The sequence below is a fragment of the Luedemannella flava genome (assembly GCF_039528515.1).
GTDB lineage: Bacteria > Actinomycetota > Actinomycetes > Mycobacteriales > Micromonosporaceae > Luedemannella > Luedemannella flava.
Genome location: NZ_BAAALT010000126.1, coordinates 1 through 17,488 on the forward strand (window position 1 = coordinate 1; position 17,488 = coordinate 17,488).

Annotated in this window: 14 protein-coding genes and 1 pseudogene; 9 read left to right on the top strand and 6 right to left on the bottom strand. The window is 72.3% G+C overall.

The genetic code is table 11. From position 1 onward, the window contains the following. Together ABD211_RS19885 and ABD211_RS19890 are read left to right on the top strand one after the other, a co-directional pair. Positions 1 to 457, top strand: a 457-nt coding sequence (locus ABD211_RS19885) for an ABC transporter ATP-binding protein (RefSeq protein ID WP_344133902.1), incomplete at its 5' end; no start/stop codon positions are given. 7 nt (positions 458 to 464) lie between these two features. Then, complete coding sequence (locus tag ABD211_RS19890; protein WP_344133905.1) at positions 465 to 3,020, top strand: ABC transporter permease; 2,556 nt, start codon at positions 465 to 467, stop codon at positions 3,018 to 3,020. Here the strand turns inward: ABD211_RS19890 and ABD211_RS19895 are convergent. The 3 genes and pseudogenes from ABD211_RS19895 to ggt form a co-directional block, all read right to left on the bottom strand. Beyond that, the gene (locus ABD211_RS19895) at positions 3,011 to 3,691 is read right to left on the bottom strand and encodes an HAD family hydrolase (RefSeq protein ID WP_344133908.1); all 681 of its coding nucleotides are present in this window, start codon (positions 3,689 to 3,691) and stop codon (positions 3,011 to 3,013) included. The genes ABD211_RS19890 and ABD211_RS19895 overlap by 10 nt on opposite strands. A 110-nt stretch (positions 3,692 to 3,801) precedes the next feature. Further along, positions 3,802 to 6,138 (bottom strand): annotated as a pseudogene (locus tag ABD211_RS19900) (HelD family protein); the annotation flags it as partial. Positions 6,139 to 6,189: 51 nt separating this feature from the next. Then, positions 6,190 to 7,983 (bottom strand): gamma-glutamyltransferase, encoded by a 1,794-nt coding sequence (gene ggt, locus ABD211_RS19905; RefSeq protein WP_425560467.1) that lies wholly within the window; start codon positions 7,981 to 7,983, stop codon positions 6,190 to 6,192. 833 nt (positions 7,984 to 8,816) lie between these two features. Between ggt and ABD211_RS19910 the strand changes: the two genes are divergently transcribed. Further along, entirely contained in the window at positions 8,817 to 9,200 is a 384-nt protein-coding gene (locus ABD211_RS19910; protein WP_344133911.1) for a PLL family lectin, read from the top strand. 22 nt (positions 9,201 to 9,222) lie between these two features. Here ABD211_RS19910 and ABD211_RS19915 read toward each other — a convergent pair whose 3' ends face one another. Next, positions 9,223 to 9,765 carry a CGNR zinc finger domain-containing protein gene (locus tag ABD211_RS19915; RefSeq protein ID WP_344133987.1) on the bottom strand — a complete coding sequence of 181 codons (543 nt, stop codon included), beginning with the start codon at positions 9,763 to 9,765 and terminating at the stop codon, positions 9,223 to 9,225. A gap of 75 nt (positions 9,766 to 9,840) precedes the next feature. Here ABD211_RS19915 and ABD211_RS19920 point away from each other — a divergent pair, with 75 nt between their 5' ends. Continuing rightward, positions 9,841 to 10,803, top strand: a complete 963-nt coding sequence (locus tag ABD211_RS19920) for an EamA family transporter (protein ID WP_344133914.1) — start codon at positions 9,841 to 9,843, stop codon at positions 10,801 to 10,803. A gap of 107 nt (positions 10,804 to 10,910) precedes the next feature. Further along, entirely contained in the window at positions 10,911 to 11,633 is a 723-nt protein-coding gene (locus tag ABD211_RS19925; protein WP_344133917.1) for a DUF6082 family protein, read from the top strand. Positions 11,634 to 11,642: 9 nt separating this feature from the next. On the opposite strand, the gene ABD211_RS19930 is transcribed toward ABD211_RS19925, so the two are convergent. After that, positions 11,643 to 11,900, bottom strand: coding sequence for a hypothetical protein (locus tag ABD211_RS19930; protein ID WP_344133920.1), 258 nt, complete (start codon positions 11,898 to 11,900; stop codon positions 11,643 to 11,645). Between the two features lie 404 nt (positions 11,901 to 12,304). On the opposite strand from ABD211_RS19930, the gene ABD211_RS19935 reads away from it, so the two are divergent. From ABD211_RS19935 to ABD211_RS19950, 4 genes are all read left to right on the top strand, one after another. Continuing rightward, positions 12,305 to 12,991, top strand: coding sequence for a sigma-70 RNA polymerase sigma factor region 4 domain-containing protein (locus tag ABD211_RS19935; RefSeq protein WP_344133922.1), 687 nt, complete (start codon positions 12,305 to 12,307; stop codon positions 12,989 to 12,991). Between the two features lie 14 nt (positions 12,992 to 13,005). Next, a complete protein-coding gene (locus ABD211_RS19940) occupies positions 13,006 to 14,661 on the top strand; it encodes an ABC transporter ATP-binding protein (protein ID WP_344133925.1) in 1,656 nt (551 codons plus the stop codon). A 65-nt stretch (positions 14,662 to 14,726) separates the two neighbouring features. Then, positions 14,727 to 15,662: an ABC transporter transmembrane domain-containing protein gene (locus tag ABD211_RS19945; protein WP_344133928.1), complete on the top strand. Its 936-nt coding sequence runs from the start codon at positions 14,727 to 14,729 to the stop codon at positions 15,660 to 15,662. Between the two features lie 240 nt (positions 15,663 to 15,902). Further along, the gene (locus ABD211_RS19950; RefSeq protein WP_344133931.1) at positions 15,903 to 16,466 is read left to right on the top strand and encodes a DinB family protein; all 564 of its coding nucleotides are present in this window, start codon (positions 15,903 to 15,905) and stop codon (positions 16,464 to 16,466) included. Here the strand turns inward: ABD211_RS19950 and ABD211_RS19955 are convergent. After that, entirely contained in the window at positions 16,460 to 17,455 is a 996-nt protein-coding gene (locus tag ABD211_RS19955; protein WP_344133934.1) for a glycosyltransferase, read from the bottom strand. The two genes, ABD211_RS19950 and ABD211_RS19955, sit on opposite strands and share 7 nt — an antisense overlap. Between the last annotated feature and the right edge of the window lie 33 nt (positions 17,456 to 17,488).

Below are 17,488 nucleotides of genomic sequence, written 5' to 3' on the forward strand. Positions count from 1 at the left end.
CGAGGAGAACATCCTGCTGCCGCTGAACATCGCCGGCCGCAAACCCGACCCCAAGTGGTTCGACACGGTCATCGAGACGGTCGACCTGCGCGACCGCCTGGCCCACCGGCCCTCCCAGCTGTCCGGCGGCCAGCAGCAGCGCGTCGCGTGCGCGCGGGCCCTCGTCGCCCGTCCCGAAGTGATCTTCGCCGACGAACCCACCGGCAACCTCGACTCCCGCTCCGGCGCCGAGGTGCTGCGCTTCCTGCGCACGTCCGTCCAGAAGTTCGGGCAGACCATCATCATGGTCACCCACGACCCCAACGCCGCCTCCTACGCCGACCGGGTCGTCTTCCTCGAGGACGGGCAGATCATCGAGGAGGTCGAGGAGCCCACCGCCGACCTGGTCCTGGACACCATGCGCCACCTCGACTCGCGCCGCGCCGCGCCGTCCGACACCGGCTCCGGGCAGGAGTGAGGCCGCCGTGTTCCGGGCGATGCTGCGCGGCCTGCTGACCCACAAGCTGCGCCTGGTGCTGTCCGCCCTGGCCATCGTGCTCGGCACGATGTTCATGTCGGGCGCGTTCGTCGGCGGCGACACGATCGCCCGCGGCTTCGAGAACCTCTTCTCGACGGTCGACGCCGACCTCGACGTCCAGGTGACGGCCGTCAGTGAGGTACCCGAGAGCCAGCTCGGGCCGGCCCCGCCGACCGCGCTCGTCGGGCCGGGCGCCGTGGCCGCGATCGAGGTCGTGCCGGGCGTGGCGCAGACGACCGGCCAGGTGCTCGTCGACGGCGCCCTGGTCGTCGGGTCCACCGGCAAGGTGGTGCCGAGCACCGGACCGCCCCGCTACGGCAGCGGCTGGGTCGGCGACGACAGCGGCTTCGTGGTGCTGCGCGAGGGAAGGCCGCCGGACCAGGCCAACGAGGTCGCGCTCAACGCCAGCCTGGCCGAGGCGTCGGGCCTGGGCGTCGGCGACACGGCGAGGGTGCTCACCCCCGGCCGCGACCTGCCGGAGGCGTACTCGGTGGTGGGGGTTTTCGGGTACCGCGGCGATCGGGACAGCCTCGGCGGTGAGACCAACATCGCGTTCACGATGCCCACCGCGCAGCGCGTGCTGATCGACGCGCCGGGCCGGTTCACCGAGGTGGACGTGACCGCCGAGCCGGGCGTCACCCCCGACGAGCTGCGCGACCGGTTGGCCGCCACGCTGGGCGACGGCTACACGGTGCGCACCGCCGAGCAGGTCGCGAGCGATCAGGCCGACGCCGTGCAGGGGTTCATCGGCGTCCTGCGCAACGGCCTGGCCGTGTTCGCGTTCATCGGCCTGTTCACGGGCATGTTCCTGATCTTCAACACGTTCGCCATGCTGGTCGCCCAGCGCACCCGGGAGCTGGCCATCTACCGGGCCTTCGGGGCCAGCCGGGGGCAGGTCAACCGCGGCGTGCTCGCCGAGGCGGCGCTGCTCGGGCTGGGCGCCTCGATCATCGGCCTGGCGCTCGGCGCCGGCATCGGCTACCTGCTGACGGTGCTGCTGGAGGGCCTGGCCAACACGGACCTGCCGGTGGACGGGGTGGTGCTGCGGGCGTACGTCGTGCTCGCCACGATCGGCGTGGGGGTGGGCGTCACCGTGCTCGCGGCGGTCGTGCCGGCGCTGCGGGCGGGACGGGTGCCGCCCGTGGCCGCGATGCGCGAGTCGGCGGGCCCGGACCGCCCGTTGGGCCGGCTCACGCTCGCCGGCATGGTGGTCCTGGCGGCCGGGGTCACGCTGCTCGCGCTGCGCCTGACCGGCGTCGTCGACGGCAACAACGTGGTCCTGCTCGGCGGCGGGACCCTGCTCACGTTCCTCGGGGTGGCGATGCTCGCCCCGGCGATCAGCCGTCCGGTGACCTCGACCCTGGGTCAGCTCGTCTCGTTCAGCACGCCCGGCAAGCTCGGCACCCGTAACACCGGCCGCAACCCGCGCCGGACGGCCGTCACCGCCGCGGCGCTGATGATCGGCGTCGCACTGGCCACCGGCGCCGGGGTGTTCGCCAGTTCCGCCAAGGCGGGCATCACGGACGCGTTCCGCTCGGACCTGACCGCCCAGCTGCTGGTCGCGGGCGACCTCACGACCGGGCAGGGCGGCTTCGCCCCGGCCAGGGCGCGGGCAATGGCGGCCATCCCCGAGGTCACCGACGTCGCGGCCCTCCAGCTGGACACCGTCGTCTTCGGCGGGAGGGACACGGTCGTCGGGGCCACCGACGTCGGCGCGGCCCGGGTCATCTTCTCGCTGCGGACCGCCTCCGGCGAGTTGCGGACCCTGCGCTCCGGGGAGTACGTCGTCGACGCGGACACGGCGAAGCGGGACAACCTCGGCGTCGGCTCGGTGCAGACGATGGTGACGGCGCGGGGCGGCCCGATGCCGGAGCGGCTGGTCGGCGTATACGAGACCAGCAGCCTCATCTCCGGCCCGCTGATCAGTACGGACGACGCGGCCGGCTTCGGGACCCGCCTGGCCCAGCAGGGCTACGTACGGGTGGCCGACGACGCCGTCGTGCCGATCGTGAAGACCGAGCTGGAGGCCCTGTTCGCCGACAACCCGCTGGTCACCGTCTCGGACACGTCGTCGCTGGTGGACCAGGCCGCGCAGTTCCTCGACGTGGTGCTGGCCATCCTCAACGTGCTGCTCGGCCTGACCATCGTCGTGGCCGTCCTCGGGGTGATCAACACCCTGCTGCTGTCGATCTACGAGCGCACCCGCGAGATCGGCCTGATCCGGGCCGTGGGCATGAGCCGTGGGCAGCTGGCCCACATGATCGGCGTCGAGTCGGTGCTCATCTCGGTCTTCGGCGCGCTGCTCGGCATCGTCGTGGGGGTCGCGCTGGGCGTCGCCATCGTGATGGCCCTCGACAGCTCCGGGTTCCTGTCGCTGACCCTGCCGTGGGGCTACCTGGTGGCGATCCTGTTCCTCGCCGTCGTCGCCGGGGTGGTCGCGGCGATCCTGCCGGCGGTCCGGGCGGCGCGCCTCGACGTCCTGCGCGCCATCGCCTACGAGTGAACCGCCGCGCCCTCGACCAGGTCGCGCAGGGCCGCCAGGTCGACGCCGAGGAGCCCGTCGCGCAGGTGCAGGCGCTCCGCGACGACCGTCACCGGGACCTCCTGGGGCACGGCGATCACCACGCATCCGGCCGCCAGGGCTGAGGCGACCCCGGCCCGGGAGTCCTCGATCGCCACACAGTCGGCCGGGTCGACGCCGAGCGCGGCGGCGGCCGTCAGGTACGGCATCGGGTCCGGCTTGCGGACCGTCACGTCGTCGGCGGTCACCACGACGTCGAAGTTGGTCGCGCCGATCGTGCGCATGGCCACGTCGACGAGTCGTCGGCCGGTCGAGGTCACCAGCGCCGTCGGGATGCCCGCCGCGCGCACCTCGGCGAGCAGCTCGCGCGCGCCGGGCAGCCAGGTCAGCTCCGTGGCGAGCAGGTCGACCATGCGGGCGGCGATCCAGCGCGAGCCGTCCGCCGGGTCCCGCCACGGCTGGCCGAGGTCCTCGTGCAGCAGCCGCATGGTCTCGACCGAACTGGTGCCGATCATGGCGAGGCGGACGGCGTCGGACAGCTCCCCGCCGTACTCGCGGGCCAGCTCGCCCAGGGCGATGGACCAGATGCGCTCGCTGTCGACGAGGGTGCCGTCCATGTCGAACAGGACCGCGGCGGGCTGTGGTGGGGTCACCGGGCCATTGTGCCGGCGCCGGCGACCGCGCCGGCCAGCGCGGGCGCCTGGTGTGACGAGGACGTCAGGGGCACCAGCCGGCGCAGCGGCTCGGACAGCTCGCCGCTGTGCACGACGCCGAGGCGGCGGGTGGTGCGGGTCAGCGCCACGTAGAGGTCGTTGAGCCCGCGCGGCGACTCCGCCACGATCTCGTCGGGCGCGACCACCAGCACGGAGTCGAACTCCAGGCCCTTGGCCTCCTCGACGGTGAGCACGACCACCTGGCTCTCCAGGTCGGTGTCGACGCCGCCGAACTCGGCCCGCCGGGCGGCCGGGACGAGGACACCCACCCGCCCGTCCGGGACGGCGTCGGACTCCCGCGCGGCGAGGCCGGGCACGGCGGCCGCCAGGTCCTCCGCGTCGAGCCGCAGCGACCACGGCTCACCGTCGGTGTCGCGCACCGAGCGCGGTGGCTCGCCGGGCGGGTCCAGCGCGGCCAGCACGTCCGCGGCGACGGCCATGACCTCGGCCGGGGTGCGGTAGTTGACGGTCAGCTCCGCGAGCCGCCACCGCGCCGCCACGAACGGGGCGAGGGTGCGCTCCCACGACGAACTGCCGGCCAGCGCCCCGGTCTGCGCCACGTCACCGACGAGCGTCATCGACCGGCTGGGGCAGCGGCGCATGAGCAGCCGCCAGGCCATCGGCGACAGCTCCTGCGCCTCGTCGACGATCACGTGCCCGAACGCCCAGCGGCGGTCCCGGGCGGCCCGTTGGGCGACGGTGAGGCCCTCGCCCTCCACGTGCCGTTCGGCCAGCCGGCTCGCGTCGAGCAGGTCGTGCGCCATGAGGACCTCGGGGTCCTCCTCGTCCTCAAGGTCGATCGACCGCGAGCCGAGGGCGACCTCGAGCGCACCCTCGGCGAACTCGACCCGCTCACGCTCCTCCCGCTCGGCCAGCGCGAGACGCATCCGCACCGCCCGGTCGTCCTCGCCCAGCAGTTCGGCGGCCTCGTCGAGCAGCGGCACGTCGGCCGGCGACCAGGTGTTGTCCGGCTCGCGGTGCAGCAGGGCGCGCTCGGCGTCGCTCAGGTGCGGCGCGGCGGCGGCCAGCCGCTCCTCGCTCGCGTACAGGTCCGACAGCAGGCGGCGGGGCGTCAGCCGGGGCCAGAGACGGTCCAGCGCCTCCCGCACCCCCGGATCGTCGCGCAGCTCGCGGCGGATCTCCTCCCGGTCGCCCTCGTCGAGCAGGTTGCCGTCGACCACCGGGTCGACGTCCTCCCCCAGCTGTGCCAGGATGTCCGCGACCGCCGACGAACCGATCATCTCCTCCGTGCTCAGCACGTCCGCGCCGATGCGCTCGGCCACCTGGTCGGCGAGGGCGTCCACGACCAGGCGCGCGACGATCGGGCGGACCTCGTTGTGGGGCAGCGGGTTGCGTCGCGCCCGCTCGCGGATCGCCAGGCAGGTCGCGCGGTCCAGGGTCAGCTCGTCGCCGGTGGCCAGCACCACGTCGAGCGCCTCCTCGGGGACCCACTGCCGGTCGGCGACGGCCGCGGCCACGACGTCGGCCATGTCCGCGCGGCCCTTCAGGCCCGCGGTGGCGGCGGGCTCCGCCCGCGTGGCGGGTACTCCCGGGTAGAGCTCGCCGATCGTGGCCAGCAGCGCGCCGGTCTCGCCGAGCGACGGCAGCACATGGCCGACGTAGCGCAGGAACGTGGTGTTGGGCCCGACGATGAGCACGCCGCGCTGCGACAGCTGCTCGCGGTGGGTGTAGAGCAGGTACGCCGCGCGGTGCAGTGCCACGGCCGTCTTGCCGGTGCCCGGCCCGCCCTGCACGACGAGCACGCCCGCCGCGGACGACCGGATGACCCGGTCCTGCTCGGCCTGGATCGTGGTGACGATGTCGCGCATCCGCCCGGTGCGGCTCGCGCCCAGCGCCGCGAGGAGCACGGCCTCGCCGGTGAGGTCGGTGTGCGCGTCCGGGTCGACGGCCGCGAGGTCGAGCACCTCGTCGTCGAGGCCGGTGACCCGACGGTCGGCGGTGCGGATGTGCCGTCGGCGCCGCACGCCCTCGGGCGCGGCGGCGGTGGCCAGGTAGAACGGCCGGGCGGCGGGCGCCCGCCAATCCATGAGCGGCGGTTCGGCGTCGTCGTCGAGCTCGTCCGCGTCGGCGGACAGGCCGATGCGGCCGATGTAACGCCGGCCGCCGTCGACGAGGTCGAGCCGGCCGAAGCACAGACCCTGTTCGGCGGCGTTGAGCGCCGCCAGCCGGTCGCTGTAGACGGTGTACGCCGCGTCGCGCTCGCTGCGGGCCTGCTGCGTGCCGCCCGCACCGCTGCCGCGCAGCACCTCGGCCAGCCGTTCGCCCGTCACGGCCCGCAGCCCGTCGAGGCGCGCGTACAGCGAGGTCACGTACGCCTGCTCGGCAGCGATATCGCCGGTCGCGTCCTGCAAGTCCGAAATCGTCACCAGGCCTCCCCGTCGGCCAAGCTTACCGGCGGGTGGGCGGGGCCGACCGTGCTACGGCAGCCCGGCGGGGCGCACCACGCCGGCCGTGCCGCCGCCCCGTCGGACCGGTTCGGCCACCGCCACGACGCGGCCGTCGGGCAGCAGCTCGACGCCCGTGGCCGCGCCGATCTCGGCCATCGTGGTGAACACGTGCCCGAGGGCCTCCAGGGCGGCCCGGTCGAAGCCCGGTTCGGCGGGGACGGTAGCCGTGTTGCGTTGCGTGGCGCGCGGCGCGGCGATCGCCTCCGGCAGGCTCATCCCGAGGTCGAGGCGGTTGACGAGAACCTGCAGCACCGTCGTGATGATGGTCGGGCCGCCGGGGGTGCCGACGGCGAGGACGGGCCGGCCGTGGCGGGTCACGATCGTCGGGGCCATCGAGCTGCGCGGCCGCTTGCCTGCGGCGGGCAGGTTCGGGTCGGCGGCGCTGCCCTGCGTGGGGGCGAAGTTGAAGTCGGTCAGTTCGTTGTTGAGCAGGAAGCCCCGACCGGGCACGACCATGCCGTTGCCGCCGATCTGCTCGATCGTCAGGGTGTACCCGACGACGTTGCCCCACCGGTCGGCCACGGTGAGGTTGGTCGTGGACTGCCCCGCCAGGTCGGGCGCGCCGGCCGGCGCCGTCGGGCAGCCGCCGTAGGCGCCGTCCGGGATGCCCGGGGCCACCGGTTTGGCGGCCGCCTTCGCGGGGTCGACCAGGCAGGCGCGCTCGCCGGCGAACCCGTCACTGAGCAGCTCATTGAGCAACGGGCGCGGGGTCGCGTCGCCGACGTACCGGTTGCGGTCGGCGAAGGCGAGCGCGCTCGCCTCGAGGTAGCGGTGCAGCGCCTGTTCCCGGGGCAGCCCGGCCAGGTCGGAGCGCTCCAGGATGTTGAGCGCCTCCCCCACGGCCTGCCCGCCGCTGGACGGCGTGGCCATGCCGTACACCTGGTAGCTCCGGTAGTCGACCCGGGTCGGCGCCGGCCGCCGCACCGCGTAGCCCGCGAGGTCGGCGAGGGTCAGCTCCGCCGGCCGGATCGGGTACGCCCACGTGCCGACCGGGGTGTCCGCGACCGGCGGACCGGTCACGGTGGCGACGATGTCGCGGGCGATCTGCCCCCGGTAGAACGCACCGGTCCCGTGCCGGCCGATGAGGTCGTAGGTGCGGGCCAGGTCGGGGTTGCGGAACGTGCTGCCCACGGCCGGCGGCGCGCCGTCCGGCAGGAACAGGGCGCTGGTGGACGAGAACTGCCCGAACGCCGCCGCGTTGTCGGCGATCTGCGCCCGGAACGTCGCGTCCACGGCGAACCCGCGCTCGGCGACGCGCGCTGCGGGCCGCAGCGCGGCCCGCAGTGGCATGGTGCCGAAGTCGCGCAGCGCCCGCTCCCAGGTGGCCGGCGTGCCGGGCACGCCGACCGACAGGCCGCTGACCCGCGCCTCTCCGAACGCGTAGGGCGCGCCCGTGGCCGGGTTGATGAAGGACGTCGCGGTCATGGAGGCGGGCGCAGACTCCCGGCCGTCGATGGTGTGCACCCGCCCGGTGCGCGCGTCGTAGTAGACGAGGAACCCGCCGCCACCGATGCCGGCGGAGAACGGCTCCGTCACCCCGAGGGTGGCCGCCGCCGCGATCGCCGCGTCGACGGCGTTGCCGCCGTCGCGCAGCACCTGCAGGCCCACCCGGGTCGCCTCGGCGTCCACGGTCGCCACCGCCCCGCCGTACCCGACTGCCGTCGGCCCGGTGGGCGGACTCGCCGCCGCCGCTGGATCGGCGCCGGCCAGCGCCATGGTGAGCACCGCTGCCGCGATGGTCCGGACCGGGATCGTGCGCACCATGTCGCCCCCAGGAATCGGCTCAGCTCTATGCCCTGCCTACCACCTCCGTAGGTGCCCAGCAACCCAAAGTAAGCATTAAATGCCGCAAATGGTGCTAAACAATGTATATATGCGGCGACGCAGCCATCTTCGGCGACGGGGAGACCCACCATGGCCTGGAGAACCATCACGAACACGTACGGCCCGCTGGCAACCGGGTTGGTCCTGGTCGCCGGCCTGCCCGCGCAGGTCGCCCACGCGCGGGCCAGCGTGACGGCGCCGGCGAGAATCACCTCGGTCAGCCACGGCCCCAACCACATGGAGGTGCTGTGGATCGGACCGAACGGGTCGGTGGAGGGCACCTACCACAACGGGAGCGACCCCTGGCAACGCCACCACTACGCCGACGACGGCTCCGCGTCGCCGACAAGCGCGATCACCTCGGTCAGCCACAGCCCCAACCACATGGAGGTGCTGTGGATCGGACCGAACGGATCCGTCAACGGCATCTACCACAACGGCAGCGACCCCTGGCAGCAACACCGCTACGCCGACCCCGGCTCGGCCTCGCCCACGAGCGCCATCACCTCCGTGAGCCACAGCCCCAACCACATGGAAGTACTCTGGATCAAGGCCGACGGCTCGGTGGACGGCATCTACCACAACGGCAGCGACCCCTGGCGGCAACACCATTACGCCGGACCCGGCTCCGCGTCACCCACCAGCGCCATCACGTCCGTGAGCCACAGTCCCAACCACATGGAGGTGCTGTGGATCGCACCGGACGGTGCCGTGGACGGCATGTACCACAACGGCAGCGAACCGTGGCGGNGGTCAGCCACAGCCCGAACCACATGGAAGTCTTCTGGGTCAAGGCCGACGGCGCCGTCGATGGCATCTACCACAACGGCAGCGACCCCTGGCAGCAACACCGCTACGCCGACCCCGGCTCGGCCTCGCCCACGAGCGCCATCACCTCCGTGAGCCACAGCCCCAACCACATGGAGGTCTTCTGGGTCGGACCCAGCGGGTCCATCGAGGGCGCCTACCACAACGGCAGCGACCCGTGGCAACGCCACCACTACACCGAGGCCGGCGTGGCGTCGCCCACCAGCGCCATCACGTCCGTGAGCCACAGCCCCAACCACATGGAGGTCCTCTGGACCATGCTCGACGGCTCCGTGGACGGCATCTACCACAACGGCAGCGACCCCTGGCAACGCCACCACTACGCCTAGCGGTGACCTGCGCACGTCACGGTCAGCGGTCGGCGGCGGCGCGACGGGCGCGGTAGGCGTTGACCGCGGCGCGGTTGCCGCAGCCGGCCTCGCAGAACCGGCGGGACCGGTTCTTCGACAGGTCGACCAGGACGTTGTCGCAGTCCGGGTACTCGCAGACGCGCAGCCGGCCGAGCTCCCCGGTGCGGACGACGTCGACGAACGCCATCGCGGCCTCCACCGCCATCCGCGCGGCCAGCGGCGCGTCCGGGGGCGTGGCGTGCAGGTGGTAGGGCCACTCGTCGTGCCGGACGGGCTGGGGCAGCGCGTGGTTCTCGCGCAGCAGCGCGTTGACGGTCGCGACGACCTCGTCCTCGTCGGCGTACCAGAGCCGGCGCAGCCGGGGCCGCAGTGCCCAGATGGACTCGAGTTCCGCCCGGGTGCCCTCGCGGCGGCCCGTCCAGCTCCGCTCGGTCAGGAACGCGTCCAGGGTCGCCGGCTCGGGCAGACCCTCCTCCTCGCCGGCCGTGTTGACCAGCGACGCGGCCGTGGCGAGGGCAACCTCGGTGTCATGGGCAAAAAGCAACTTGACTCCTGTCACGGGGCCGACCTACTGTCATTACCATAAACCACGTTTGCTCATGACGACCGGGAGAACACCGTGCGCACCGACCGCTCCGCCGGCATCGGCCTGGCCCTGGCACTGCTGTCGGCCGCCACCTTCGGCACGTCGGGCATCTTCGCCCGGTCGCTGATCGGCAGCGGCTGGTCCGCCGAGGCGGCCGTGGCGATGCGGGTCAGCACGGCCGGCCTGCTGCTCGCGATCCCGGCGGCGTTCGCGCTGCGCGGCCGGTGGCACCTGCTGCGCCGCAACATCGGCGCGCTCGCCGGGTTCGGGCTGCTCGCGGTCGCCGGCGCCCAGGTCGGCTTCTTCAACGCGGTGCGCTACCTGCCCATCGGCGTCGCCCTCCTGCTGGAGTACCTCGGCATCATCCTCGTCGTCGGCTGGATGTGGGCGGTGCACAAGCAGCGCCCGCGCCGGCTCACCGTGGCCGGCTCGGTGGCCGCGGTGGCCGGCCTCGCGCTGGTGCTCGACCTGACCGGCGACGGTTCGATCAACCTGGTCGGCGTGGCGTGGGGCCTGTTCGCGGGAGTGGGCCTCGCGGCGTACTTCCTGATGTCGGCCCGCACCGACCCGCGACTGCCGGCCACCGCCCTGGCCAGCGGGGGGATGCTGATCGGCGGCGCGACGCTCGCCGTGCTCGGCGCGGCGGGCGCGCTGCCCATGCGGGCGAACTTCGGCGAGGTGACCCTCGCCGGCATCGAGACCAGCTGGCTCGTGCCCATCCTCGGCCTGTCCCTGGTCGCGGGCGTGGTGTCCTATGTGTCCGGCATCGGCGCGGCGCGCATCCTCGACGCCCGGCTGTCGTCGTTCGTCGGCCTGACCGAGGTGCTGTTCGCCATCATCATCGCCTGGCTCGCCCTCGACGAGCTGCCCACCACGGTGCAGTGCCTCGGCGGCGCGCTCATCGTCGCGGGCGTCGCACTGGTACGCCTCGACGAGCTCCGCGCGCCCGTGGCGCCGGTGGTGCTCACGCCGGAGCGGGAGCCCGTCACCGTCTGACGAGGGCCTGACGGATAGCGCGCGCCCACGTCGACGGAGGGTCGCCTGACGTTGCCGGTTCCGCCTACCATGACGGCGACGTAGCGACTCGTGACCGGGCGGTGGCTATGGGTACGGAAGACGACGGCCCCCGATCCATCCGTGCCCGTACGGCCCTGGCCCTGTTCGCCCTGGTCGGCTCGGTCACCCTGACGATCGCGCTGCTCGCGGCGGGCGCCCTCGCCGTCGCCGCGATCGAGGCCATGGAGAGCCCGGCCGTGTGGCAACGCTGGGCCAACGTCGGCGAGTCCTTCGGCGTCTTCAACAGTGTCCTGTCCGGACTCGCCTTCGTCGCCCTGGTCGGCACGCTGTGGATCCAGTACCGCGAGCTCTCGTTGCAGCGTGCCGAGCTACGCCTGCAGCGCGCGGCGACCGAGCGCGCCTCGGGCGAGTTGCGGCGCAGCGCGGACGCCGGGATGCGCATGCTCCATTTCGAGTTGCTGAAGATGAGCATCGAGGACCCGGCGCTGGCCCAGGTCTGGCCGGATGCCACGCCTGAGGCGGACGACCTGCACCGGCGCCAGATGATGTACGCGAACCTGGTCTTCCAGCACGCCGCGCTCGCGATCATGTTGAACAACCCGACCGACGAGCAGATCCGGGAGTCCCTTCGGTACCTGTTCGCCAGCGAGGTCATGCGCCGCTACTGGGCAACCGGCGCGGCGGCGCGGCGTCAGACCCAGGTTCCGGGCACCGAGTCGTGGCGGGTCGCCCGCATCGGCGACGAGGTCTGCGAGGAGTACGGACACAGCGACGGCGGGACGGGCGAGGGTGCGCCCGTCCCGCCGTGACACGCCGCGTCAGTTCAGTGGTATGTCCGCCCGGGCGGCGAGGAGCGTCTGCCGGGTGATGACGACGATGCGCTCGTACGGCGCGCAGCCGGCGTCGGCCGGCAGCCGGTGGCTCAGCTCCTCCGTCCTGTCCGTACCGATGACGGCGAAGTCACCGTTGGTGAGCTCGAAGATGTCCGGACAGCTCCACTCCTGAACGCAGCCGCGTTCGCGGGGCGTCGCGCCGAGGCGGCGCAGGACCGCCGGTAGGGTGTCGGTGTCGTTCATGGTCGCGTCCCGATCTGCTCGATGGCATGACCGCGCCGAGGGAAGCACGGCCCCTGATCACCCATCGCTTAGATGTTCACCGCGCCAAAATCCGCACATGTGTGAACTGCGTCACATAGCGCAAGATCACCGGTACGCGGCTATCTATGCCTGAACGACGAGCGCCGACACGCTCACGACATTTCGGCCCCACAAGGTGCCGCATCACGCGCCGCTGACAGAGCGAGCTGCGAATCCCCTCAACGTCAGACGCGTGTCCGGTCATGTCCAACACCGTGCTGGTCTATGGAGAAACCCTTGATAAACGCATTCAGCGCCGGGGCCTTCGAAACGCTCCATATTGGACGAACTGCGAACTCCCGCTCACCGGCATCGGCAGACCGTCAGTCCGCCGGAGCCGACCGATGAACGACCAACGACACTTTTCCCTCGCCGCAGAGGTGCAGACGGTGCTCCGCAACCGGGGGGAACGAGAGGAGGAACTCTGGGAGACTCTCGTATCGGGACGCTTCCGAGGCTACCTGGCCGAGATAGTCCTGATGCGACTCACCGAGTATGCCATCCCCTTCATGACCCACCTCATCTACACGGGTGAGATCTATGGAAGGACGTTCGACGTCGGCCACCCGGTGAAGCGGCGGCAGTTCATGGCGCCCGATACGGACGTCCCGGAGCTGGCCGTCACGGTGGTCAGCGACGCCGTCAGGACATTTATTCGACGGGCGCTGGCCGGAAAAGGTTGGCGATCCGACGGCGGCAGTTCCATCGCCGACTATTTCCTCAACACCTGCGTCTTCGTCTTCAGCAACGCGTACAACAACTGGTGGAGACGCTACGACCCGTGCCAGGTGCCGTACGACATTCTGGCGGACAGCCCGGCGCCCGAGACCGCCATGGACGAAGCCGAACTACGTCAATTCATCCGGGAGTACAGCGGTTGCTCGGATGAGGAAACTCTCCGAATCGTCCAAATGAGGATCGACAAATGGTCATTCCGCGAAATCGCCGACACCTTGGGCATCACGGCACGGCGAGCGCAGAAGAAGTACGAAGCATTCATCGACAAACTCCGGAAGCAGGGACTCCAATGAATCTCGAGGAGACCATGACTGACCGACAGCCTCCAGACATTGTCCGCGCACGCGACCTCGTGGACGACTCTATCCGGGAGGACCAGCTGAACCAGCCGGCCCGCCCGTCCATTATGGAATTCGCCTCGGCGGCCGTGGCGGCCCGGGCCGTCGCGGCCGCCCTGGGCCGCGGTGACGACCCGTCCTACGTGGCCTACCTGGCGGCCCTCAGCCGGGCGACGGGCGAGTCCGTCGCCGAACAGCGGACCGGGGTGGCGCAACTGGCCGCCCTGACCGAGGACCCCGGCTGCGGCAGCGACGCCGTCGCCGCACTACGCGCGCTGATCGAGGCGCCCCGCCCGGGGCGCCTGTGCGAGTACGCGCTCCAGACCGCGCGCCGCGCGCTGGCCGACCACTGCCCGCCGCGACCTGTCGCCGACGCCGGGACCGGCACGCCCGGGCCGGCGCCGGTCGACGCGATCAGCCATCTGGCCGCATCGGCCGACCCGGCCGCCGCCCGTCCCCGGCTCAGGGACGGCCTCCGCATCTTCGTTGACGCGGCCCGTTACGAGCCGCGTCTGTTTGTCATCTCCGTTGTCGGTGGGGCGACGTTCAGCCTCCTTGGGCTGGTCGTCTGGCTGGTCCTGCGGGACGTGGTGGACAGGGCCTGGGGTCCCGCGCTGACCACCGGCCACATCGACGTCGCCGCGGTGACGAGCCTGGCCGCTCTCGCGGTGTTCGCCTCGGTCGGACGGGCCATCGGCCTGTTCGTCAGCCGCGTCGGCGCGCAGACCATGCGCCGGCGCCTGAGCGACGCGACCCAGCGCGCTGTCGTCGACCAGTACGTGGAAGCGCCCGTGGCATGGCACGAGCAGCGGCACCCGGACGACCTCGTCGCGACCGCGGACGGTGCCGCCGACACGAGCTGGCGTCCCGTCGACCCGGTGCCCATCGCGGTCGGCAGCGCCGTCATGGTCGTGGCCGCCATCCTCGCCCTCTTCTACCTGGCCTGGTGGCTCGCCGCGATCGGCGTCCTGCTCCTGGCCGGTCAGGGCATCCTCACCGTCGCGTTTCTGCGGGCCGTGGACCGGCACGCGGACCGCGCGAGATCACTGCGCGCGGAGATTATCGAGATGACCCAACACGAGTCGGGCGAGCCCGCCGACATGATCGCTTCCTTCGGCGCGGCGTCCGGTCAACTGAGCACCGAAATGATCCGGGTGCGCGGGCTCAAAGGGGCGGTCGCGCCGCTGCTGGCCGCCGTCCCGGTCATCGGCATCCTGGCTGCCGCCGGCATCGGCGCCTGGCACCTCCAACCGGGCGCTGCCGGGGCCGCCGACCTTGTCAGCGCCACGGTTCTCCTTGCCGCACTTCCCGCGCCGGTCCTCGCGGTGGGCACGGTGATGGCCGGACTGCCGACCGGGGTGCGAGCGCTGCGCAGCGTCCGGGGGGTGCTCGCCGACGCCGACCCGATACGGCCGGCACGCATCGCGATCGGCGCGACACCAACGCGGGCGGACCTGGCGGCGCAGCGGCAGGGTGGCGGCGTCCCGACGGTCGAGCTCCCCGACAACGCCGGCAGGTGCGACCGGCTCGACACGCTCGCGGACGGCGCCGCCCTGGTACGGCGCGCCCGCAATGCCGCCCCGCACCCAGCCGGGGCGGCGCCGACCGCGAGGACCCTCCGATGATGCCGATCTACGTGCGGTACAAGACATCATTCGAGGTCGTCACGACGTGGCTGGGCGACGGCCGGGTGGCGACCGCCGCGCTCATCCTGGGCGCGTCAGGGGTGAACCTCGTCGTGCCCATCGCTGTCCAACAGACACTCGACCACGTCAACGACGGCACAGCGGGCCCGGCCCGGTTGACCGTCATCGTCGGCGTGATCGCACTGGGCGCGGGCGTCCTCGCGCTGAGTGCGTTGAGCGCCTTCTGGTTCAACGCGCGGCTTGCCCGGCGGACCGAGACCTTGCTGCACCTCGTGCGTGTCCAGGCGTTCCACACCATGCTCACCCAGCCGGAGGGGTCCGCCGCGGCCCGATCAGCGAAGGTGCGACACGCGGTGAACGACATCGACCGGCTCGGCCGCTTCCTGCGCTGGAGCGGGCCGGCCATGTTGCTCAACGCAGGACAACTCATGATCGCGATAGCGATCATGATCTGGTACTCCTGGCTGCTGGCCGTCGTCGTGGTCCTGATCGTGACAGCGCTGGTCTGTGCTCAGCGCTGGTACCGGCGGCGTGCCGCAGGCGCCTACCGTGCGGCGCGTCGACGTGCGTTGGAGATGCGGTCGGCAATCATGGCGGTCATCCTGCGCTCGCGTCAGCTCCAGGCATACGCCGCCCGACGAGAGGCGCAGGCGCGTGCACAGGACGCCGCCGACGACCACAGCGCCCACCAGGTCCGGTTGGCGCGGCGCGAGGCCGTGGGGCGCGGCCTCAACGAACTTGCGGCCGGTGTGCTCCTAGCGACGGTTATCGTTGCGGGGGCGTTCCTCGCCGCCCGACGGGAACTGACCCTCGGCCAGATGACCGCGCTCCTGCTGGTATCCACGGTGATCATGCCGCGCGTCGAGGCCGTCCTCGACATGCTGGGCGACGGCGCGGCCGCGCTCGCCGGGTGGCACCGGACGCGCCGTCGCCTGGCGATCGATCAACCAGGGCTGCTCCATGAATCCGGCCATTCTTAACGTCGACCACTTACGGGTGCCGGCGGCGGAGCCGCGACCGCCGCCGGCACCGCTCTCCGGCCGCAGGGGTGGCCCCGCTCGTCGACGACCACGTCGTCAACGGCGTCCTGCCCGGCGTCGTGGTGCGGGGTCGTCGTCATGCCCTCGACCATTCCGTCCTTCGCACGTCCGTACGGGACTTCCACAACACTTCGGCGAAATTGCCTTGCGCGGGACAAACGTCGCGGGCAGGGTGCCGATATGACGGACGTACCCGAACGGCAGTTCGCGTGGTCGAACATGTGGGCCGCGCCGGAGGACGACCCCCGCTCGCCCGGCGGCTTCGATGACGAACGGTCGATGCTCGTCGGCTATCTGCGCGACTACCGGCTCACCCTCGGGATGAAGTGCGCCGACCTGGACGCCGAAGGGCTGGCCCGTCGGTCGGTGCCGCCGTCCGACATGTCGCTGCTCGGGCTGGTGCGGCACATGGCCGACGTGGAACGCAACTGGTTCCGCGTGGTGCTGGCCGGGCAGGACGTCCCGCGCCTCTACCGGAAGGAAACCGACCGCGACGCGGACTTCGACGGCGCCGTGGCCGACCCGGCGGTCGTGGAGGACGCGTTCCGGGCCTGGCGCGCGGAGATCGCCTTCGCGGAGGAGTTCGTCGAGAACACCCCCGACCTCGCGGTTCGCGGCACGATGAGCGATGGCAACACCATCGCCGCGCGCGAGGTGCTGCTGCACATGATCGAGGAGTACGCGCGGCACTGCGGCCACGCGGATCTCATCCGCGAGCGGATCGACGGCCGCGTGGGTCAGTAGGCGGCCGGCGCCAGGGAACCGAGCAGGTCCTTCAGCTCGCGCAGAGCCGTGGTCTCGTACCGGCGCCCGTCGGTGTCGACGACCTCGGTGACCCCGTCGAGCAGCCGCTGGGCGGCCGCCACGTCGCCGAGCTGGGCAATGGCCTGCGCGGCCAACCAGTCGCAGTACATGGGCGGTGCGCCGGCGGCGCGCAGCTGGTCGACGAGGACGAGGCAGACCTCGTCCAGGCCGGCCGCGAGCACCTGTCGGGCGAGGAAGTCGGTGGCGACGAGCCACTCCCGGGTGCCGGGGAACAGTTCGCGCAGGGTCTCGAAGGCGTCCACGGCCTCCTGCCGGCGCTCGGCGCCGACCAGGCTGCGACCGAGGTCCAGCAGCGTGGCGGCGACGGCCGTCGGGGACGCCGTCGCGCCCTGCGCGACCAGGTCGTCGACGGCGGCCTGGGCCAGCGCCGCGTTGCGCACACACTTGGCGTACCGGACGGCCTCGGTGGCGTACCCGGTGTGCCGCAGGTGCAGGACCTCCCGGGGCAGGTGGGCCACGCGCAGCCGGCCGGAGCGGGCGACGACCTGCTCGTGCACCGCGCCCGACCACTCCCCGGCCGAGGGTCGGAAGAGCCGGCCGGTCCGGTGGGTGAACGCGGACCGGTCCTGCTCGTTGTCGATCTCGACGAGGAGCAGGTCGGCGTCGGTGCCGGCGAGGAACGCGCGCAGCGCGGCGGGGTCGGCGACCGCCTGCTCGTCGGCGTCCACGGCCAGGACCCAGTCGGCGGTCCAGCCGGCCATCGCGTCGTTGCGGGCGGACGCGAAGTCGTTCGTCCACAGCCCACGGCTGACGATCGCGTCGAGGGAGGCCGCGAGGGAAACGGTGCCGTCCGTCGAGCCCGTATCGTGGACGTGGATCTCGTCGACGACGTTGCGCAGCGCGCGCAGGCTGGCCGCGAGCACGGCCGCCTCGTCGCGCACGATCATGGTGGCGGCCAGAGATGTCACGGACGACCCATCGGCGCGCGCCAGCCCCGCTTG